This window comes from Pseudomonas sp. N-1-13 (assembly GCF_057787095.1).
The window spans coordinates 1,887,462-1,908,779 of record NZ_JBYNRI010000001.1 but is presented as its reverse complement, the minus strand read 5'-3'; the positions used below and the strand labels follow the sequence as shown (position 1 = coordinate 1,908,779).

Annotated in this window: 16 protein-coding genes; 10 read left to right on the top strand and 6 right to left on the bottom strand. The window is 61.6% G+C overall.

From position 1 onward, the window contains the following. Positions 1-21: 21 nt before the first annotated feature. Positions 22-1,941, bottom strand: coding sequence for an ATP-binding cassette domain-containing protein (locus AC3I65_RS08665; RefSeq protein WP_488523631.1), 1,920 nt, complete (start codon positions 1,939-1,941; stop codon positions 22-24). A 214-nt stretch (positions 1,942-2,155) separates the two neighbouring features. On the opposite strand from AC3I65_RS08665, the gene AC3I65_RS08660 reads away from it, so the two are divergent. Continuing rightward, on the top strand, positions 2,156-4,084 hold the full coding sequence (locus AC3I65_RS08660; RefSeq protein WP_076385604.1) for a transglycosylase SLT domain-containing protein: 1,929 nt from the start codon (positions 2,156-2,158) through the stop codon (positions 4,082-4,084). A 207-nt stretch (positions 4,085-4,291) separates the two neighbouring features. Here AC3I65_RS08660 and AC3I65_RS08655 read toward each other — a convergent pair whose 3' ends face one another. Further along, on the bottom strand, positions 4,292-6,070 hold the full coding sequence (locus AC3I65_RS08655) for an ABC transporter transmembrane domain-containing protein (RefSeq protein WP_488523630.1): 1,779 nt from the start codon (positions 6,068-6,070) through the stop codon (positions 4,292-4,294). A gap of 249 nt (positions 6,071-6,319) precedes the next feature. On the opposite strand from AC3I65_RS08655, the gene AC3I65_RS08650 reads away from it, so the two are divergent. Continuing rightward, positions 6,320-6,499 (top strand): PA1571 family protein, encoded by a 180-nt coding sequence (locus tag AC3I65_RS08650; protein ID WP_003199629.1) that lies wholly within the window; start codon positions 6,320-6,322, stop codon positions 6,497-6,499. Positions 6,500-6,609: 110 nt separating this feature from the next. On the opposite strand, the gene pdxB is transcribed toward AC3I65_RS08650, so the two are convergent. Beyond that, positions 6,610-7,752, bottom strand: coding sequence for a 4-phosphoerythronate dehydrogenase PdxB (gene pdxB / locus AC3I65_RS08645; RefSeq protein ID WP_488523629.1), 1,143 nt, complete (start codon positions 7,750-7,752; stop codon positions 6,610-6,612). Positions 7,753-7,979: 227 nt separating this feature from the next. Here pdxB and AC3I65_RS08640 point away from each other — a divergent pair, with 227 nt between their 5' ends. After that, positions 7,980-9,383 carry an MATE family efflux transporter gene (locus AC3I65_RS08640; protein ID WP_160892046.1) on the top strand — a complete coding sequence of 468 codons (1,404 nt, stop codon included), beginning with the start codon at positions 7,980-7,982 and terminating at the stop codon, positions 9,381-9,383. On the opposite strand, the gene tusA is transcribed toward AC3I65_RS08640, so the two are convergent. Both tusA and rlmM read right to left on the bottom strand, forming a co-directional pair. Beyond that, positions 9,380-9,631 carry a sulfurtransferase TusA gene (gene tusA / locus AC3I65_RS08635; protein WP_047227197.1) on the bottom strand — a complete coding sequence of 84 codons (252 nt, stop codon included), beginning with the start codon at positions 9,629-9,631 and terminating at the stop codon, positions 9,380-9,382. The genes AC3I65_RS08640 and tusA overlap by 4 nt on opposite strands. Positions 9,632-9,818: 187 nt before the next feature. Next, positions 9,819-10,892, bottom strand: coding sequence for a 23S rRNA (cytidine(2498)-2'-O)-methyltransferase RlmM (gene rlmM, locus AC3I65_RS08630; protein WP_076385610.1), 1,074 nt, complete (start codon positions 10,890-10,892; stop codon positions 9,819-9,821). A gap of 172 nt (positions 10,893-11,064) precedes the next feature. On the opposite strand from rlmM, the gene acnA reads away from it, so the two are divergent. The 3 genes from acnA to AC3I65_RS08615 all read left to right on the top strand — a co-directional run bounded on the left by acnA (position 11,065) and on the right by AC3I65_RS08615 (position 16,362). Beyond that, positions 11,065-13,806 (top strand): aconitate hydratase AcnA, encoded by a 2,742-nt coding sequence (acnA, locus tag AC3I65_RS08625; RefSeq protein WP_047227195.1) that lies wholly within the window; start codon positions 11,065-11,067, stop codon positions 13,804-13,806. 125 nt (positions 13,807-13,931) lie between these two features. Further along, positions 13,932-14,720, top strand: coding sequence for a CPBP family intramembrane glutamic endopeptidase (locus AC3I65_RS08620; RefSeq protein ID WP_288916380.1), 789 nt, complete (start codon positions 13,932-13,934; stop codon positions 14,718-14,720). Between the two features lie 76 nt (positions 14,721-14,796). Next, complete coding sequence (locus AC3I65_RS08615) at positions 14,797-16,362, top strand: methyl-accepting chemotaxis protein (protein WP_076385612.1); 1,566 nt, start codon at positions 14,797-14,799, stop codon at positions 16,360-16,362. Between the two features lie 767 nt (positions 16,363-17,129). Here AC3I65_RS08615 and AC3I65_RS08610 read toward each other — a convergent pair. Then, entirely contained in the window at positions 17,130-17,816 is a 687-nt protein-coding gene (locus AC3I65_RS08610) for an alpha/beta family hydrolase (RefSeq protein ID WP_047227192.1), read from the bottom strand. Positions 17,817-17,912: 96 nt separating this feature from the next. Here AC3I65_RS08610 and ccoN point away from each other — a divergent pair, with 96 nt between their 5' ends. From ccoN to ccoP, 4 genes are read left to right on the top strand one after another with little or no spacing between them, the layout of a single operon-like run. Further along, complete coding sequence (ccoN, locus tag AC3I65_RS08605) at positions 17,913-19,337, top strand: cytochrome-c oxidase, cbb3-type subunit I (protein ID WP_047227191.1); 1,425 nt, start codon at positions 17,913-17,915, stop codon at positions 19,335-19,337. A 10-nt stretch (positions 19,338-19,347) separates the two neighbouring features. Beyond that, a complete protein-coding gene (gene ccoO, locus AC3I65_RS08600; RefSeq protein WP_047227190.1) occupies positions 19,348-19,956 on the top strand; it encodes a cytochrome-c oxidase, cbb3-type subunit II in 609 nt (202 codons plus the stop codon). A gap of 4 nt (positions 19,957-19,960) precedes the next feature. Beyond that, complete coding sequence (locus tag AC3I65_RS08595; protein WP_047227189.1) at positions 19,961-20,164, top strand: cbb3-type cytochrome oxidase subunit 3; 204 nt, start codon at positions 19,961-19,963, stop codon at positions 20,162-20,164. Further along, positions 20,161-21,114 (top strand): cytochrome-c oxidase, cbb3-type subunit III, encoded by a 954-nt coding sequence (ccoP, locus tag AC3I65_RS08590; RefSeq protein ID WP_047227188.1) that lies wholly within the window; start codon positions 20,161-20,163, stop codon positions 21,112-21,114. Before AC3I65_RS08595 ends, ccoP begins: the two co-directional genes overlap by 4 nt. The last annotated feature ends 204 nt before the right edge of the window (positions 21,115-21,318 follow it).

Genomic DNA, 21,318 nt, shown 5'->3' with positions numbered 1-21,318 from the left:
GGGATTCTTTACAACAGTGGATCAAGCGTCCAGTTCAGCCCAGCGCTCGACCAGTGCATCCAACTCGGCCTGCAACTGCTCCAGGTGCGCAATCACCTTGGCGGTTTCGGCGGCAGGTCGCTGGTAGAACCCGGTGTCGGCCATTTCGGCTTGCACCGCTGCGATCTGCTGTTCCTTCGCGTCGATATCACCCGGCAATGCTTCCAGCTCACGCTGCAACTTGTAGCTGAGCTTCTTCTTTGCCGGTGCCGCCGCCGGTGCCGCAGCAACCGGAGCAGGCTCGGCCTTGACCACCGCCGAATTCAGGTCGGCCTTGCCGGACTTGCTCTCAGTCACGCCCAGCAAGCGCGGCGAGCCGCCCTGGCGCAGCCAGTCCTGATAACCACCGACGTATTCACGCACCAGGCCTTCGCCTTCGAACACCAGGGTGCTGGTCACCACGTTGTCGAGGAATGCCCGGTCGTGGCTGACCATCAGCACAGTGCCATTGAAGGTCAGCAGCACCTCTTCCAGCAACTCGAGGGTTTCCACGTCCAGGTCGTTGGTCGGTTCGTCGAGCACCAGCAGGTTCGCCGGCTTGCTGAACAGTTTGGCCAGCAGCAGACGGGCACGCTCACCGCCGGACAACGCCTTGACCGGAGTACGGGCACGTTGAGGGCTGAACAGGAAGTCGCCCAGATAGCTCAACACATGGCGGCTCTGGCCATCGATGTCGATGAAATCGCGGCCTTCGGCAACGTTGTCGATGACGGTTTTTTCAAGGTCCAACTGATGGCGCAACTGGTCGAAGTAGGCGACGTCGATCTTCGTGCCCTCCTCCACCTTGCCATTGGTCGGTACCAGACCGCCGAGCATCAGCTTGAGCAAGGTGGTCTTGCCGGTGCCGTTGGCGCCCAGCAGACCAATGCGGTCACCACGCTGCAGCACCATGGAAAATTCCTTGATCAGGAACGGGCCGCCAGGGTGCGCAAAACTCACGTTCTCAAGAACCATCACCTGCTTGCCGGACTTGTCAGCGGTATCCAGCTGAATATTGGCCTTGCCGGTGCGCTCGCGACGCTCACTGCGTTCCATGCGCAGTGCCTTGAGCGCTCTTACACGGCCTTCGTTGCGGGTGCGACGGGCCTTGATACCCTGGCGAATCCAGACTTCTTCCTGGGCCAGCTTCTTGTCGAACAGCGCGTTTGCGGTTTCTTCCGCCGCCAGCGCCGCTTCCTTGTGCACCAGGAAGCTGGCGTAGTCGCCGTTCCAGTCGATCAGGCCACCGCGATCCAGTTCGAGGATACGGGTCGCCAGGTTTTGCAGGAAAGAACGGTCGTGCGTGATGAACAGCACCGCGCCCTGGAAATCCTTCAGGGCTTCTTCAAGCCAGGCGATGGCGCCGATGTCCAGATGGTTGGTGGGCTCGTCGAGCAGCAGCAGGTCCGGCTCGGACACCAGGGCCTGGGCCAACAACACCCGGCGACGCCAGCCACCGGACAGCTCGGCCAGGGTCTTGTCGGCCGGCAGTTGCAGACGGCTCAGGGTGCTGTCCACCAACTGCTGCAGGCGCCAGCCATCGCGGGCCTCGAGGTCGTGCTGCACATGCATCAACTTGTCCAGGTCGGCATCAGTGACGATGTTCTGGCTCAGGTGGTGATACTCGGCCAGCAGCGCGCCGACACCGTCCAGGCCTTCGGCGACCACGTCGAACACCGTCCGCTCGTCGGCCACCGGCAGTTCCTGGGGCAATTCGCCGATTTTCAGGCCTGGCGCGCGCCAGACCGAGCCGTCATCGGGCTTCTGATCGCCCTTGACCAGCTTCATCATGCTGGACTTGCCAGTGCCGTTGCGGCCGATGATGCACACCCGCTCACCACGGGCGATCTGCCAGGACACCTTGTCCAACAACGGCATAGCGCCGAAAGCAAGGGACACATCGCTGAATTTGAGCAGGGTCATGAGCTTCTCCAAAAACCGGGCGCGCATTCTACCTGAGATGAGGCCTCAGAAGTCCGCCAATTTCGCCCTCGAAGCACTCTGCATAACAAATGTTGCGAACTTGCGCGGATGACCCCGCAAAGCTTTCGCCCATTGCTGGCAAAAGGCTAAGCTACAGACAGTTACCCTGGGTCAAACCTTGGGCTTGTCATGTTTTTTTCTGCCCGGACGTATCATGCGCAGTCGCCTTTTCAGTGTTTTATCTTGCTTGTTTGTATGTGCCACTGCCGTTCAAACCGCCCAGGCGGTGGATATCTCCACCCAGCGTCAGTATTACGATGAAGCCAAGCGTGCCTTGGCCAAAGGTGATTCCGGCCCCTATTTTCGCTACAGCCAGGCCCTGCGTGACTATCCGCTGGAACCCTACCTGGCCTACGACGAACTGACCGCTCGCCTCAAGAGCGCCAGTAATGCCGAAATCGAGAAATTTCTCGCCGAACATGGCGACCTGCCCCAGGCCAACTGGATGAAGCTGCGCTGGTTGCGCTGGCTGGCCGACCGTGGCGATTGGGCGACCTTCGTCAAGTACTACGACCCCAAGCTCAACTTCACCGAACTGGACTGCCTCAACGCCCAGTATCAGCTCAGTCATGGCCTCAAGGCCGAAGGCTACGCCAACACCGAAAAGCTTTGGCTCACCGGCAAATCCCAACCGGCCGCGTGTGATGCGCTGTTCGGCCTGTGGGCGACCCAGGGTCAACTGACTGAACAGAAGCGCTGGGAGCGCGCCAAACTGGCCGCCCAGGCCCGCAATTATCCACTGGCTAAAAGCCTGATCAGCGGCCTGAGCACCCTCGCCCCTCGCGGCCAACTGCTGATAGACGTGGCGCAAAAACCGGAACTGCTCAATCAGCCATCGCGTTTCCGTCCGGCCGATGAGCCGATGGCCGATATCGTCAGCCTCGGCTTGCGGCGCCTGGCCCGTCAGGATCCAGAGAAAGCCATGGCGCTGTTGGACGGCTACGCCAGCACCATGCATTTTTCCAAGCCTGAGAAAGTCGCCATCGCCCGGGAAATTGGCCTGACCCTGGCCAAGCGTTTCGACAGTCGCGCCTTGGGCGTGATGACTAAATATGACCCGGAACTGCGCGACGATACCGTCTCGGAATGGCGCTTGCGCCTGCTGTTGCGCCTGGCCCGCTGGGACGACGCCTATGAGTTGACCCGCCGCCTGCCCGAGACGCTGGCCAGCACCAGTCGCTGGCGTTACTGGCAGGCCCGCAGCCTGGAGCTGGCGCAGCCTCAGAATCCCGAGGCGCTGACGCTTTACAAGCATCTGGCCCGTGAGCGGGACTTCTACGGTTTCCTGGCCGCCGATCGTTCTCAATCGCCCTATTCGCTCAACAACAAGCCGCTGGTGATGAGCCAGGCGCTGATCAATAAAGTGCGCAACACACCGGGTATTCGTCGGGCCCTGGAGTTTCATGCCCGGGGTCAGATCGTCGACGGTCGCCGCGAGTGGTATCACGTCACTCGCCACTTCAACCGGGACGAGATGGTCGCCCAGGCGAAACTGGCCTACGACCTGAAATGGTACTTCCCGGCGATCCGCACCATCAGCCAGGCCAAGTATTGGGACGACCTGGATATTCGCTTCCCAATGGCCTACCGCGACACCCTGGTGCGTGAAGCCAAGGTTCGCGGCCTGCATTCAAGCTGGGTGTTCGCCATCACTCGACAGGAAAGTGCCTTCATGGAAGATGCGCGCTCCGGTGTTGGCGCCAGCGGCCTGATGCAGTTGATGCCGGCCACCGCCAAGGAAACCGCGCGCAAGTTCAACATCCCGCTGGCCTCGCCCAAGCAAGTGCTGAACCCGGACAAGAACATCCAACTGGGCGCGGCGTACCTGAGCCAGGTTCACAGCCAGTTCAACGGCAACCGCGTCCTGGCCTCCGCCGCCTACAACGCCGGCCCTGGTCGGGTGCGCCAGTGGCTGCGCGGTGCCGACCACCTGAGCTTCGATGTCTGGGTCGAAAGCATCCCCTTCGACGAAACCCGGCAATACGTACAGAACGTGTTGTCGTACTCGGTGATCTACGGCCAGAAACTCAACTCGCCGCAACCGCTGGTGGACTGGCATGAGCGCTATTTTGATGATCAGTGAGTGGGCAGCAGCAAGCCATAGGCTTCAAGCGGCAAGTTGTTCCTGAAAAAATGCCCGCATCTTTCGATGCGGGCATTTTTTTGCTCGGTTGCAGACCCTGTGGGAGCGAGCCTGCTCGCGATAGCGGAGTGACAGTCGACCTCATGGTTACCTATCTGCCCCTATCCCGAGCAGGCTCGCTCCCACATTGGTTTCGGCTCAGCAGGCTCACGGAACAGAATCACCCTGCTGATTGAACTGCAACGCTGCCAATCGCGCATACAACGCGTTACTGGCCACCAGTTCCTGATGGGTGCCCACGGCGACTACTTTGCCCTGATCCATCACCGCGATCCGGTCGGCATTTTTCACCGTGGCCAGGCGGTGGGCGATGACCAGGGTGGTGCGATTTTTCATCAGGCTGGGCAGCGCTTGCTGGATCAAGTGTTCGCTTTGCGCGTCGAGGGCGCTGGTGGCTTCGTCCAATAGCAGGATCGGTGCGTCCACCAACAGCGCTCGGGCGATGGCCAGACGCTGGCGTTGACCGCCGGATAACCCCAGACCGCCGTCACCCAGGTGGGTCTGGTAACCCTCCGGCATTTTTTCGATGAAATCGTGGGCATGGGCGATCTGCGCGGCTTCGCGCACCTGCTCGGACGTCGCCTCGGGGTTGCCGTAGCGGATGTTCTCTTCAACCGTGCCGAAAAACAGCGCCGGGTTCTGCGAAACCAGGGCGAAATGGCGACGCAGGTCCAGTGGATCGAGCTGGGTCAGCGGCACATCATCGATGAGAATCCGCCCTTGCGTCGGGTCGTAGAAGCGCAGGAGCAAGTCATACACCGTGGATTTCCCGGCACCGGACGGCCCGACCAGGGCCAGGGTCTCGCCAGCCTGGACACTCAGGTCCAGGCCGTCGACCGCATAGCTGTCCGGCCGGGACGGATATGAGAAGCGCACGCCTTCGAGACGTAAATCACCCCGTACCCGCTCAGGCAGAGTCACCAGGCCAGAAACCGGCGGCTGGATGATGTTTTCCGAGCGCAGCAATTCGGCAATGCGCTCAGCCGCACCAGCCGCCCGCTGCAACTCGCCGATGACTTCGCTCAGGGTGCCGAAAGCGCTGCCGACGATCAGGCTGTAGAACACAAACGCCGCCAGCTCACCGCCGGAAATCCGCCCGGCGATCACGTCCATGCCCCCGACCCAGAGCATCACCCCCACCGCCCCCAGCACCAGCACGATCACCAGTGTGATCAGCCAGGCCCGCTGGGCGATGCGCTTGCGGGCGGTGTCGAAGGCCTGCTCCACGGTCACGGCAAAGCGCCGTTCATCCTGGACCTGATGGTTGTAGGCCTGCACGGTTTTGATCTGGCCGAGAGTCTCGGAGACGTAGCTGCCGACATCGGCAATGCGGTCCTGGCTCTGGCGCGACAGGCTGCGCACCCGCCGCCCGAATATCAGGATCGGCGCCAAGACCAACGGCAGCGCGATCACCACGATACTGGTGAGTTTGGGGTTGGTGATGAACAACAACACAATGCCGCCGACCACCATCAAGGCGTTGCGCAAGAATAGCGACAACGACGAGCCGATCACTGACTGCAACAAGGTCGTATCGGCGGTCAGGCGCGACTGGATTTCCGAGCTGCGGTTGTTTTCGTAAAAGCCCGGGTGCAGGTACACCAGATGGTTGAAGACCTGCCGGCGGATATCGGCTACCACTCGCTCGCCAATCCAGGACACCAGGTAGAAACGGGAAAAAGTGCCGATCGCCAATCCCACTACAAGCACCATGAACAGGCCAATGGACTGGTTGAGCAGGTGCGGGGAGCGCGTCATGAAGCCCTGGTCCACCAGCAACCGGATGCCTTGCCCCATGGACAAGGTGATTGCGGCGGTGACGATAAGGGCCAATAAGGCGCCAGCAACCTGCTTGCGATAAGGAGCAATGAAGCCACTGGCCAGGCGTATGGCACGGCGTTGTTGGGAAGAGAGCATCAGAAGCATCCGATAATGCAGCAGGAAATGGACCGCCCGGCGACACCGAAGCGCAGCGGAACTTGGTTGAATCAGAATGAGTCAGGTTAAATATGACCGTAGCGACTAGAGGCTAGATGTTATCGGTCTAAAGTCTGGCTGGAAACGCGACCGTGTTTCTGATTGAGTGGAGCTGTCGCCATGAACCTACAAGGAGTGTCATGGCTCGGTCACCTGGCGACACTAAAATAGGCACACAACCTGATGAGGAGACAGGCCATGTCCTTGCAACACAGCAGCGACGACAAGATTCAAGTGATCCGCACGCAACCGGACCAGTCTCTGGGCTGCTCGTTCATCGACGCCCAAGGGCGCGAAGTACCGATCACCGAAGACATGATCCAGAAAGCCTGCAGCGAGCTGGAAAAACGACTGGTCAAGCCTGCCGAACAAAAGTGATACAGCCCGTCTTCATTGAACCCGACCATGATGTCGGGTTTTTTATGCCCGCGCCTTTGCGGGCTCCTGTGACCTGGAGCAAGCTCCCTCGCCACAAAAGCGATCCACGATTAAAGGCTGGTGGCGCCCAGAGCGCTCAAGATCTGTTGCAACGCCGGCGACTGCCCCTCGATGCGAACCTTCAGGCTGTCGATCTCCCGACGCGGCGGATAATGCTTGCGCAGGGCATCGAAAGCGCTGCGTTGGTCGCTGACCGTTCCCACCAGGCTGCGACGAAAATCCGCGTCGTCACGACGTGGGTCATACACGCCACGGCACAACATCGCCAGCGCCCAGGCCGGATCAGTGTCAGCGTCCAGCGTGATGCCGCCCAGCCATGGCCGGGGCAGCAGATCGCTCAACCGGACCGCAACCGGTTGCTCGAGGAATGCGCACAAGGATTCGTAGATCTGCGCCGTACCACGCTGGCGACCATCGAGGCTGTAGCCGGCAATGTGCGGGGTGGCGATCACGCACAGGTCGGCCAGATCCGCATCCACGCTCGGCTCATGCTCCCAGACATCCAGCACCGCTTGCAGGTCTTCGCGCTCCAGCAGCACCTCGCGCAGCGCTGTGTTGTCGATCACCGGTCCACGGGCTGCGTTGATCAGCCAGGTACCGGGCTGGAGCCGGCGCAGGCGCTGCTCATCGAACAGGTGCCAGGTCGGTTGCGCGCCGTCGCGAGTCAACGGTGTGTGCAGGCTGATCACATCGCACTGCTCGATGATCTGTTCCAGACTCACGTAGTCGCCGCCTTCGGCAGCCTGACGGGGTGGATCGCAGACTTTCACCGTCCAACCCAGGCCCTTGAGCACCTCAACCAACCGCCCGCCCACCTGCCCGGCACCGACCACGCCAAAGGTGCGTTGCTTGAGGTCCGCGCCTTCGATTTCAGCCAGGGTCATCAGGCTGCCCAGCACGTAGTCCACCACGCCACGGGCGTTGCAACCCGGTGCGCTGGCCCAACGAATACCGGCCTCGGCGAAATAATCCAGATCCAGGTGATCGGTGCCGATGGTGCAGGTGCCGACGAACTTCACCTTGCTGCCTTCCAGCAGCGTGCGGTTGACCTGGGTGACGGAGCGCACCAGCAACACATCGGCCTGCTCGACCATTGTCCGGTCAATCCCCCGGCCCGGAACCCGGCGGATCTCGCCAAACCCTTGGAAAAACGCATCGAGCAGGGGAATATTTTCGTCGGCGACGATCAGCATGGCAGAGCTCCTTTGGCGGGATGGGCAGTGTAGGCGTTCCTCGAGTCGATGGGCCAGCCCATTACTTCAGTGATTGATGTTGTGGCGAGGGAGCAAGCTCCCTCGCCACAACAGCATTCGCATGGCTAAGCGAGCGATTACAAATCCACAACACAGGTTTTTTCCTGACCACTGCGTCAAGGCGTAGAATGCGCCGCCTCGCGCTTATTTTTTCGGACGTTTCGCCTGTGAATCCTGTGATCGACCACGCCACCACCCTCTCCCGCCCGGCCCGGGTTCGCCTGGAGCTCAAGACGCTCCTGGCCCTGGCATTGCCGATCATGGTGGCGCAGCTGGCGACCACTGCCATGGGCTTTGTCGACGCGGTGATGGCCGGCCGGGTCGGACCACGGGACCTGGCGGCGGTGGCACTGGGCAATTCGATCTGGGTGCCGGTGTTCCTGTTGATGACCGGCACACTGTTGGCCACCACGCCGAAAGTCGCCCAGCGCTTCGGCGCCGGCACGTTCGACGAGATTGGTCCGCTGGTGCGCCAGGCGTTGTGGCTGGCGCTGGTGGTGGGGTTGATTGCCACGCTGGCGCTGCTCGGCGCCGAACCGATCCTGCACATCATGAACGTGGACCCCGAACTGATCGGTCCTTGCATGGAGTACCTGCAAGGCATCGCCACCGGCCTGCCGGCGGTGGCGCTGTATCACGTGCTTCGCTGCTTCAGCGACGGCCTGGGCCGAACGCGACCGGCGATGGTCCTGGGTTTGTGCGGGCTGGCGCTGAACATCCCGCTCAATTACATCTTCATTTACGGGCATCTGGGCCTGCCCGCCATGGGCGGCGTCGGTTGCGGCTGGGCCACGGCCCTGGTGATGTGGTTCATGGCCCTGGGCATGGCCGGTTGGGCGCGCTGGGCGCCGGCCTACCAGTCGAGCCGGCTATTCAACCGCTTCGACTGGCCACAATGGACCGTCATCAAGCGCCTGCTGGGTATCGGCCTGCCGATTGGCATCGCGGTATTTGCCGAATCGAGCATTTTTGCAGTGATTGCCCTGCTGATCGGCAGCCTCGGCGCCACCGTGGTGGCCGGGCACCAGATCGCCCTGAACTTCAGCTCTCTGGTGTTCATGATTCCCTATTCGTTGGGCATGGCTGTGACGGTGCGGGTCGGCCAGGCCCTGGGCCGGCGCCAGCCGCGCGAAGCGCGCTTCGCCGCCGGAGTCGGCATGGGTACGGCGCTGGCGTATGCCTGCCTGTCGGCGAGCCTGATGTTCTGGCTGCGCGGGCCCATCGCGGCGATCTATACCGGCGATCCGGTGGTGATCGAAGTGGCGTCGATGTTGATCGTCTATGCGGCGTTGTTTCAGTTTTCCGACGCGATCCAGGTCACGGCGGCGGGCGCGTTGCGCGGCTACCAGGACACCCGGGTGACGATGATCCTGACGCTGTTCGCCTACTGGGGCATTGGCCTGCCCGTGGGTTACATCCTGGGCCTGACCGACTGGCTCGGCACCGCCAGCGGTCCGAGCGGGTTGTGGCAGGGCCTGATCGTGGGCTTGAGCTGCGCAGCGCTGATGCTGTCGATCCGCCTGACACGCAGCGCACGCAAGCAGATCCGCATCAGTCGTTCGGCGGACTAAGCGAGCTTCTTGCGGATCCAGTAGCGGTAGGTGCCATCGACCTCGTCCTGGGCCACCAGTTCGTGGTCGAGGAACACACAGAACTTGGGAATGTCGCGACGGGTCGAGGGGTCGGTGGCAATCACCTTCAACAGCCCGCCGGGCATCAGGTCGCGGATGTGCTGGTGCAGCATCATCACCGGCTCCGGGCAATTGAGGCCGGTGGCATCCAGCGTGCCGTCGACCGGCGTATCGTTCATTTCACTCATGTTCTACTCCTGAAACTGGCGGGCATTGTCGCGCAATGTCGGTGCAAGGTCACCTCTGGCTTAACACTGCCCCCTGTGGGAGCGAGCCTGCTCGCGATAGCGTCGGGCCACCCAACATCGATGTCCACTGATGCACCGATATCGCGAGCAGGCTCGCTCCCACAGGGATTTCATTGCCTTTCAAGCGCTAGCGGGACTTGGGCTTTTTGGCGTCCAGCCGCCGCAGATGGCACGTCACTTCCTCACGGTCGTGGTACAGCTGCTTGCAGCCGATCTCGACCTTGATGCCCCGGGCCTTGAAGCCGTCGGCGATACGTTCGAGCAGGCGCTTCACTTCGGCGTAACGCTGCTTCATCGGCAGCTTGAGGTTGACCACCGCCTCGCGGCAGTGCCCTTCGCCGATCCACTCTTCCAGCATCGCCGCATTACGCGCCGGCTTCTCGACGATGTCGCAGACCATCCAGTCCACCGGCTGCTTGGGCTTGAACGTAAAGCCGTCCGCCATCAGATGCTGCACCAGGCCAGTGTCCATCAGGCTTTCGGCCATCGGCCCGTTGTCGATGGCCGTCACCAGCATGCCGCGGTTGACCAGTTGCCAGGTCCAGCCGCCCGGCGCGGCGCCTAGGTCCACACCGGTCATGTCGCTGTGCAGGCGCTCGTCCCACTGATCCCGAGGAATAAAGTGGTGCCAGGCCTCTTCAAGCTTGAGGGTGGACCGGCTCGGCGCCTCCCGAGGAAATTTCAGGCGTGGAATGCCCATCGGCCACATGGCCGAATTATCGGCCTGCGCCAGGCCCAGGAAGACTTCGCGACCGCTCTTGAAGGTCAACAGCAGGCGTGGCTTGTACGGGTCATCCACCAGTTTGCCGGCGCCGGTCAGCGCCTTGCGCAGCGGCCCTTCGAATTTCTTGCAGAAGTTCGACAGCTCTTTACCGTCATTGGTGTCCACCACCTCCAGCCACAAGCTGCCGCAGGTCGGGAAGGCGCTCATGTGGGCCAGGATGACACTGATGCGGTCGGTTTCCGGCAGATCGATGAAGCTGCCACGCGCCCACTGGCGCGGAAAAATCAGCTCGGCGAAACGCTGGCCGCGCATCAGTCGCTCGGCGCCGTCGTCTTCGGTACAGACAAATTCGGCGCAGGCGCTGGCCGGCTTGGCCTTGGCGTAGCCGGCCACGTTCAGCCGTGCGGCGTGTTCGGCGATCTCGGAACAGACCTCGCCTTCGAAGCCTGGTCGGCAGTGCATGAAAAGCGTGTTCATTGAAACTCCGTAGCAAAGCCTGTCACGAAAACCGGCGCATGATAGCGGAGTTCGGAACCCCAAACCCGCTCGTAGAGTCCAGTGATTAGTCATACGCTCAAAACAGGGCTAGGTTAAAGGCTCTGTCCGTCCCGTCAGTCCGTAGCCGTGCGGACTCAAAGGAGTCATTTCAATGCCGTCCCTCGATAGCCTGAAAACCCTTAAAACGCTGCAAGTCGACGCCAGGATTTACCACTATTTCAGCCTGCCCGACGCTGCCCGAAGCCTGGGAGACCTGGACCGGTTGCCCATGTCCCTCAAAGTGCTGCTGGAGAACCTGCTGCGCTGGGAAGATGAAAAAACGGTCACCGGCACCGATCTCAAGGCCCTCGCCGGCTGGCTGAAGGAGCGTCGTTCCGACCGGGAAATTCAATACCGTCCTGCTCGGGTACTGATGCAAGACTTCACCGGCGTCCCGGCCGTGGTCGATCTGGCCGCCATGCGCGCCGCCATGGAAAAGGCCGGTGGCGATCCGCAGCGGATCAACCCGCTGTCACCCGTGGACCTGGTGATCGACCACTCGGTGATGGTGGACAATTTCGCCAGCAGCCAGGCGTTCGAACAGAACGTCGACATCGAAATGCAGCGCAACGGAGAGCGCTACGCCTTCCTGCGTTGGGGCCAGAGCGCCTTCGACAATTTTAGCGTGGTGCCGCCGGGCACCGGCATCTGCCACCAGGTCAACCTCGAATACCTGGGCCGCACCGTGTGGACCAAAGAGGAAGACGGACGGACCTATGCGTTCCCGGACACCTTGGTGGGCACCGATTCCCACACCACCATGATCAACGGCCTCGGTGTACTGGGCTGGGGCGTCGGCGGGATTGAGGCCGAAGCGGCCATGCTCGGCCAGCCGGTGTCGATGCTGATTCCAGAAGTCATCGGTTTCAAACTCATCGGCAAGCTGCGCGAAGGCATCACCGCCACCGACCTGGTGCTGACGGTCACCCAAATGCTGCGCAAGAAAGGTGTGGTGGGCAAATTCGTCGAGTTCTATGGCGACGGCCTTGCCGACCTGCCGCTGGCCGACCGCGCCACCATCGCCAACATGGCCCCGGAATACGGCGCCACCTGCGGTTTCTTCCCGGTGGACGACGTGACCCTGGACTACCTGCGCCTGTCCGGACGTCCGACCGAAACCGTGAAGCTGGTGGAAGCCTACTGCAAGGCTCAGGGCCTGTGGCGGCTGCCCGGCCAGGAACCGGTATTCACCGACACGCTGGAACTGGACATGGGGAGTGTCGAGGCCAGTCTCGCCGGGCCCAAGCGTCCTCAAGACCGGGTCTCACTGCCGAATGTCGGCCAGGCTTTCAGCGACTTCCTGGGCCTGAACGTCAAACCCACCAGCAAGGAAGAAGGCCGCCTGGAAAGCGAAGGCGGCGGTGGGGTCGCGGTAGGCAACGCCGATCAGGTGGGGGAAAGCGAATACGAGTTCGAGGGCCGGACCCATCGCCTGAAAAACGGCGCAGTGGTGATTGCGGCCATTACCTCTTGCACCAACACCTCCAACCCCAGCGTGATGATGGCCGCCGGGCTGCTGGCGAAAAAAGCCGTGGAGAAAGGCCTGACCCGTAAGCCGTGGGTCAAGAGTTCCCTGGCGCCAGGTTCGAAGGTGGTCACCGATTACTACAAGGCCGCCGGGCTGACCGAGTACCTGGACAAACTGGGTTTCGATCTGGTGGGTTACGGTTGCACGACCTGTATCGGCAACTCGGGGCCGTTGCCCGAGCCGATCGAAAAAGCCATCCAGAGCGCCGACCTGACGGTGGCCTCGGTGCTGTCGGGTAATCGTAACTTCGAAGGCCGCGTGCACCCGTTGGTAAAAACCAACTGGCTGGCGTCGCCGCCCCTGGTGGTCGCCTATGCCCTGGCCGGCACGGTGCGCATCGACATCAGCAGTGAACCGCTGGGCAACGACCGCGACGGCAACCCGGTGTACCTGCGCGATATCTGGCCCAGCAGCCAGGAAGTCGCCAACGCGGTGGCCCAGGTCAACACCAGCATGTTCCACAAGGAATACGCCGCCGTGTTTGCCGGTGATGAGCAATGGCAGGCTATCGAGGTGCCGCAAGCCGCGACTTACGTCTGGCAATCGGACTCAACCTACATCCAGCACCCGCCGTTCTTCGAGAACATCAGTGGGCCGCCACCGGCCATCAACAATGTCGAAGGCGCACGAATCCTGGCTTTGCTCGGCGACTCGGTGACCACCGACCACATCTCTCCGGCCGGCAATATCAAGACCGACAGCCCGGCCGGCCGTTATCTGCGCGAACAGGGCGTGGAGCCCCGGGACTTCAACTCCTACGGTTCAAGACGCGGCAACCATCAGGTCATGATGCGCGGCACCTTCGCCAATATCCGGATCCGCAACGAAATGCTCGGCGGCGAAGAAGGCGGCAATACGATCTACATCCCCAGTGGCGAGAAAATGCCGATCTACGACGCCGCCATGTCGTATCAGGCCATGGGCACGCCCCTGGTGGTGATCGCCGGACAGGAATATGGCACCGGCTCGAGTCGGGACTGGGCCGCCAAGGGCACCAATCTGTTGGGGGTCAAAGCGGTGATCGCCGAGAGCTTCGAGCGCATCCATCGCTCCAACCTGGTGGGCATGGGCGTGCTGCCGTTGCAGTTCAAGCTCGATCAGAATCGCAAGAGCCTGAACCTCACCGGCAAGGAAACCCTGGACATCCTGGGCCTGAGCGACGTCGAACTGACGCCACGCATGAACCTGCCACTGATCATCACCCGCGAGGACGGCCGCCAGGAGCGGATTGAAGTGTTGTGCCGGATCGACACCTTGAATGAAGTGGAATATTTCAAGGCTGGGGGGATTTTGCACTACGTCCTACGGCAATTGATTTCAGAATAAAAAGAAGCGTCTTACGAAAACACCGCCTGTTAATAGGCGGTGTTTTCGTATGGGTCTGCCTATAATCCCGCCGGTCCTGCCATCACCATCGCCACAAACGGTTCTTCAGTCTCAAAGGATGTGATATGCCTGCCCTGCCCTGGCCATACCTGGCCTTCCTTTCCATCGGCTATGCCTTGGCCCTGGCCTTCGGCCATCTGGCCTGGACTGCTGCGATCTCGGTCGCGCTGCTGCTGTTCGCCGGGTATGCGGTGCGCCAGCAGCAGACACCGGTCGGGCAGTTTCTCGGCCACGCCCTATTTGTGGTGATGGCCCTGGCGTTGGCCTTGCACTGGATGCCGGGTTTTTTCAATGGCCGGGCAATCGCGCCGCAACGTTTTACCGACGATGCCGTGCCGTTTGCCATGTACCTGAACCAGGACAAGCCACTGATCGGCTTCTGGTTACTGCTGGCGTGTCCCTGGATCGTCGGCAGGCGCTCGTTTCGCCTGTCGCTACAGGCCACGGCCCTGGGGCTGACCCTGAGCGCCGTGCTGGCGCTGGGCGGGGCGATGCTGCTGGGAATGATCCATTGGGCACCGAAGTGGCCGGAGTCGGCCTGGATATGGGTACTCAATAATCTTTTATTGGTGACGTTGGTGGAGGAAGCGCTGTTTCGTGGCTACATTCAGGGTGGCCTGAGCCGACGCTTCAAACATCTGAACTATGGCGACAATCTGGCATTGGTCCTGGCCTCGCTGCTGTTCGGCCTGGTGCATGCCGGGGCGGGATGGCAATGGGTGTTGCTGTCGGGCATGGCGGGGGTCGGTTATGGCCTGGCTTATCGCTTTGGTGGGCTGGGCGCGGCGATTGCCGCCCACTTTGGCCTCAATCTGCTTCATTTCGCCCTATTTACCTACCCGATGCTGGCGTGATACCGACCGGAAAAATAACTTCAATAAAAACCTGACGGCGCCGACAACCTTTCAAAGCCTTGCGGATCTACACACCATGCGTAACAACCAGCCCGTCACACAACGCGAAAGGACCTTCCCGGCCCAACAACGTCTGATTTCCACTACCGATGCCAAAGGTGTGATCACCTATTGCAACGACGCGTTCGTTGAAATCAGCGGGTTTTCCAAGGAGGAACTGATCCGCTCGCCCCACAACCTGGTACGCCATCCCGATGTGCCGTCGGCCGTGTTCGCCCATATGTGGAACACGCTCAAACAAGGCTTGCCATGGATGGGTATCGTCAAGAATCGCTGCAAGAGCGGTGACCATTACTGGGTCAACGCCTATGTCACCCCCGTGTTCGAAGGTAACCAGGTGATCGGCTACGAGTCGGTGCGGGTCAAGCCCAGCGCCGAGCAGATCAGCCGGGCCGAAGCGCTCTATCAACGCATCAATCAGGGCAAGCCGGCGATCCCGCGCAGCGACAAATGGTTGCCGATCCTGCAGGACTGGCTGCCGTTTATCCTGGTCAGCCAGTTGAGCTTCGTGGTTGGTGCGTTTCTCAATTCCTCCTGGGGCTTTGCCCTGGCTGCCGTGCTCTCGGTGCCCCTGGGCCTGATGGGCCTGCAATGGCAACAGCGCGGGATCAAGCGCCTGCTGCGTCTGGCCGAGCAAACCACCTCCGACCCGTTGATCGCCCGGATGTACACCGACAGCCGGGGCGTCCAGGCGCGCCTGGAGATGTCGATCCTCAGCCAGGAAGCTCGCCTGAAAACCTGCCTGACCCGGTTGCAGGACACTGCCGAACACCTCAACGAGCAGGCGCGGCAGTCGAACTCGCTGGCCCATAACAGCTCCAGTGGGCTGGAACGCCAACGAGTGGAGACCGAACAGGTGGCCACCGCCGTCAACGAGATGGCCGCGACGACCCAGGAAGTCGCCAGCCACGTGCAACGCACCGCCGACGCCACCCAGGAAGCCAATCGTCTGACCAGTCGTGGACGCGACATCGCCGGGGAAACCCGTGAAGCCATCGAACGTTTGTCGGTGGTGGTGGGCGAGACCGGGCAGACCGTGACCCAGCTGGCCAAGGACAGCGACGAGATTGGTGGCGTGGTGGACGTGATCAAAGGCATTGCCGACCAGACCAACCTGCTGGCCCTCAACGCCGCCATCGAAGCGGCCCGCGCCGGAGAGATGGGTCGCGGCTTTGCCGTGGTGGCGGACGAAGTGCGCCAACTGGCGCAACGTACCAGTGAATCCACCGGGCAGATCCACGCCCTGATCGCCAAGCTCCAGCAAACCGCCACCAATGCCGTGCAGACCATGGATGCCGGCCACCGCCAGGCTGAAGAAGGCGTGGCTCGGGTCATGGAGGCGGACGCGGCGCTGGTGGGCATCAGTGAAGCGGTGGCCAACATCACCGACATGACCACCCAGATCGCTGCCGCTACCGAAGAGCAGAGTTCGGTGGCCGAAGAGATCAGCCGCAACATCAGCAACATCTCGGAACTGGCCGACCAGACCTCGGGCCAGGCCCACAGCTCGGCGCTACTGAGCGAAGAACTGACCCGCACCGCCAATACGCAGTATTCGCTGGTGGAGCGGTTCAACCGCTGATAGAGGCCTGCCTCATGAAAAACCCGGACAGCGCAAGCTTCCGGGTTTTTTGTTGCCTGACAGGCCGCTATCGCGAGCAGGCTCGCTCCCACAGGGGGCCAAGGTTGCTCATTCAAAGGCATTCCAATTGTGGGAGCAGGCTTACTCCCTCAGGGGGTCAAGGTTGCTCATTCAAAGGCATTCCAATTGTGGGAGCAGGCTTACTCCCTCAGAGGGTCAAGGTTGCTCATTCAAAGGCATTCCAATTGTGGGAGCAGGCTTACTCCCTCAGAGGGTCAAGGTTGCTCATTCAAAGGCATTCCAATTGTGGGAGCAGGCTTACTCCCTCAGAGGGTCAAGGTTGCTCATTCAAAGGCATTCCAATTGTGGGAGCAGGCTTACTCCCTCAGAGGGTCAAGGTTGCTCATTCAAAGGCATTCCAATTGTGGGAGCAGGCTTACTCCCTCAGAGGGTCAAGGTTGCTCATTCAAAGGCATTCCAATTGTGGGAGCAGGCTTACTCCCTCAGAGGGTCAAGGTTGCTCATTCAAAGGCATTCCAATTGTGGGAGCAGGCTTACTCCCTCAGAGGGTCAAGGTTGCTCATTCAAAGGCATTCCAATTGTGGGAGCAGGCTTACTCCCTCAGAGGGTCAAGGTTGCTCATTCAAAGGCATTCCAATTGTGGGAGCAGGCTTACTCCCTCAGAGGGTCAAGGTTGCTCATTCAAAGGCATTCCAATTGTGGGAGCGAGCCTGCTCGCGATGAGGCCTTGATAGCCAGCAAGGAACCTACTGAAGAAACCCGGCCACCCTGCCCGCCGCCGCCTCCAAATGCTGCTCGTGACTAAACCCCGAGGCCTTCAGCGGTTTCAGATCATGATCCCCCGCCACCAGCCACATCACCTCGATACTCGGTGACAGCACGTAACCCTGCACCGCCTCGCGGTTACCCAAGGCATCGCGCTCGCCCTGGACGATCAAGGTCCGGGTCTTCAAGGCTGCCAAGTGCTCGACCCGCGGCTTCTCCGGTTTGCCCACCGCGTAGAAGGGATACCCCAGGCACACCAGGGCATCAGCTTTCAGCTCATCGGCCAGCAAACTCGCCATGCGCCCGCCCATGGACTTGCCGCCAATGGCCAACCGCCCAGCGACATAAGGCCGCACCGTGGCGTACACCTCACGCCAGCATTCCAGCAACTTGGGAGCCGGGTTCGGCGGACGTTTACCGCCGTCCAGGCGTCGTTGAGCCATGTAGGGAAACTCAAAACGCAACACGTTGATGCCATGCCCGGCAAGGCGCGCGGCCATTTCGTTCATGAACCCGCTGTCCATCGGCGCGCCGGCGCCATGGGCCAGGATCAGGGTCGGTGGCTCGGCGCTGACACCCGTTTGCGCCGCCGTCCATAGCCAACCGTGTTCGGCCACACATCGCGCCCATTGATCCCCGTCAATACTGGCCTTGTGCTGTTTGTCCATGCTTGCCTCGCTTTTAGTCTGCCTATAACTCCAGGCGAAGAATGCCGCGCTGCCTTGCGCAAGCGCTCACTTCGGCTGAACCGTGGATGGGGAACCATGAACACATCTATCAGTACCGCCTACAACTACAAGGTGGTCCGCCAATTCGCCATTATGACGGTGGTGTGGGGCATCGTCGGCATGGGGCTCGGGGTTTTTCTCGCGGCCCAATTGGTCTGGCCACAGCTCAACTTCGATTTGCCGTGGACCAGCTTCGGCCGCCTGCGCCCGTTGCATACCAACGCGGTGATCTTCGCCTTCGGCGGCTGCGCCCTGTTCGCCAGTTCGTTCTACTCGGTGCAACGCACCTGTCAGACACAGCTGTTCGCGCCGAAAATCGCCGCGTTCTGCTTCTGGGGCTGGCAATTGGTGATCCTGCTGGCGGCCATCAGCCTGCCGCTGGGCTACACCAGCTCCAAGGAATACGCCGAACTGGAATGGCCGATCGACATTCTGATCACCATCGTCTGGGTCGCCTACGCCATCGTGTTCTTCGGCACCGTGGCCAAGCGCAACACCAAACACATCTATGTCGGTAACTGGTTCTTCGGCGGGTTCATCCTGACCGTGGCGATCCTGCATATCGTCAACAACCTGGAATTGCCGGTGAGCTTCACCAAATCCTACTCGGTGTATGCCGGGGCCACCGATGCGATGGTGCAATGGTGGTACGGCCACAACGCCGTAGGCTTTTTCCTCACCGCCGGCTTTTTGGGGATGATGTACTACTTCGTGCCGAAGCAGGCCGAGCGTCCGGTGTACTCCTATCGGTTGTCCATCGTGCACTTCTGGGCGCTGATCACCCTGTACATCTGGGCCGGCCCGCACCACCTGCACTACACCGCACTGCCGGACTGGGCGCAGTCCCTGGGCATGGTGATGTCGCTGATCCTGCTAGCGCCAAGCTGGGGCGGCATGATCAACGGCATGATGACCCTGTCGGGTGCCTGGCATAAATTGCGCAGCGACCCGATCCTGCGGTTCCTGGTGGTGTCCCTGGCGTTCTACGGCATGTCGACCTTCGAAGGTCCGATGATGGCCATCAAGACCGTCAACGCCCTCTCCCACTACACCGACTGGACCATCGGTCACGTTCACGCCGGTGCCTTGGGCTGGGTGGCGATGATTTCCATCGGCGCGCTGTATCACATGATCCCGAAAGTCTTCGGCCGCCCCCAGATGCACAGCATCGGCCTGATCAACGCGCACTTCTGGCTCGCAACCATCGGCACCGTGCTGTACATCGCCTCGATGTGGGTCAACGGCATCGCCCAGGGCCTGATGTGGCGTGCGGTGAACGAGGACGGCACCCTGACCTACTCCTTCGTCGAAACCCTGGTGGCCAGCCACCCTGGCTTCATCGTACGGCTGGCGGGCGGGGCGATCTTCCTCCTCGGCATGCTGCTGATGGCCTACAACACCTGGCGCACCGTGCGGGCCTACCAGCCTGCCGAAGCCGCCGCTGCCGCGCAGATGGCTTGAGGAGTCCGCCATGAAACACGAAACAATCGAAAAAAACGTCGGCCTGCTGATGCTGCTGATGGTTCTGGCCGTGAGCATTGGCGGCCTGACCCAGATCGTGCCGCTGTTCTTCCAGGACGTGACCAACAAACCGGTGGACGGCATGAAGCCCTACACCGCCCTGCAACTGGAAGGTCGCGACATCTATATCCGCGAAGGCTGCGTCGGCTGCCATTCGCAGATGATCCGTCCGTTCCGCGCCGAGACCGAGCGCTACGGCCACTACTCGGTGGCCGGTGAAAGCGTCTGGGACCACCCGTTCCTGTGGGGCTCCAAGCGCACCGGGCCGGACCTGGCCCGGGTCGGCGCGCGCTACTCCGATGACTGGCATCGCGCCCACCTGTACAACCCGCGCAACGTCGTGCCTGAGTCGAAGATGCCGGCCTATCCGTGGCTGGTGACCCAAACGGTGGACAGCAGCCACACCGAAGGCAAGCTGCGCGCCATGCGCACCCTGGGCGTGCCGTACACCGACGACGACATCGCCGGCAGCGTGGCCTCGCTCAAGGACAAGACCGAGATGGACGCGCTGGTGGCCTACCTGCAAGTGCTCGGCACTGCCATCAAGAGCAAGAGGTGAGCCTATGTTTCTTGAAATGAGCACTGGAATGATCCGCGGCCTGGGCACGGTCGTGGTGTTCGTGGCCTTCATCGGCCTGACCCTGTGGGTATTCAGCAGCAAGCGCAACTCGGAGTTCGCCCAGGCGCGCCTGCTGCCATTCGCCGACGAGCCATCCGCCGACATCGCCAACCCCCAAGACCCTGCAACAAGGAGCACCCGGCCATGACCACCTTCTGGAGTACGTGGATCAGCGTACTGACCATCGGCAGCCTGATCGGTCTGACCTGGCTGCTGATCGGCACCCGCAAGGGCGAGACCAAGGGCAGCGTCGACCAGACCATGGGCCACAGCTTCGACGGCATCGAGGAGTACGACAACCCGCTGCCGCAGTGGTGGTTCCTGTTGTTCGCCGGCACTTTGGTGTTTTCCGTCGGCTACCTGGTTCTCTACCCGGGCCTGGGCAACTGGAAAGGCATCCTGCCCGGCTACGAAAATGGCTGGACCGGCGCCCATGAATGGGAAAAGGAAATGGCCAGGGCCGACGCCAAGTTCGGGCCGATCTTCGCCAAATTCGCCGCCATGCCGGTGGAAGAAGTCGCCAAGGACCCACAGGCCTTGAAGATGGGTGGCCGCTTGTTCGCCTCCAACTGCTCGGTCTGCCACGGCTCGGACGCCAAGGGTGCCTTCGGCTTCCCGAACCTGGCCGACAGCCACTGGCGCTGGGGCGGCAGTGCCGAAACCATCAAGGCCACCATCATGGGCGGTCGCATGGCCGCGATGCCGGCCTGGGGCGAAGTGCTGGGCGAAGCCGGCGTCAAGAACGTGGCCGCGTATGTGCGCCATGATCTGGCGGGCCTGCCGCTGCCGGCAGACAGCGGCGCCGACCTGCAAGCAGGCCAGCAAGCGTTCAACACCACTTGCGTTGCCTGCCACGGTGCCAACGGTAAAGGCACCGAAGCCATGGGCGCGCCAGACCTGACCTTGCCGGCCGGCTTCATCTACGGCACCAGCCTGGCGCAACTGCAACAGACCATCCGTCATGGCCGTCAGGGCCATATGCCGGCGCAGAATGAGCTGCTCGGCAATGACAAGGTGCAACTGCTCGCGGCTTACGTCTACAGCCTGTCCCACGCGGCGGGCGCCGAGCGTCTGCAAGCTGAACGCAAAAGCGAATAAATCCTGACCACGCGAACAGCCGCATCCATCTGGATGCGGCTGTTTCGTGCCCCTGCGCGACGCATTGTCGCACCCTCCCTTCGTCTTCCTTTCGGTTCCCCGGAATCAAGTCTAAGCTTGCCTCTGCGTGCGCTGGCGACTGCCGGTTTCAGGTCGACCCGACCCGATGCGTTCGACAATCGTTCGACAAAAAGGCCGCAAAGG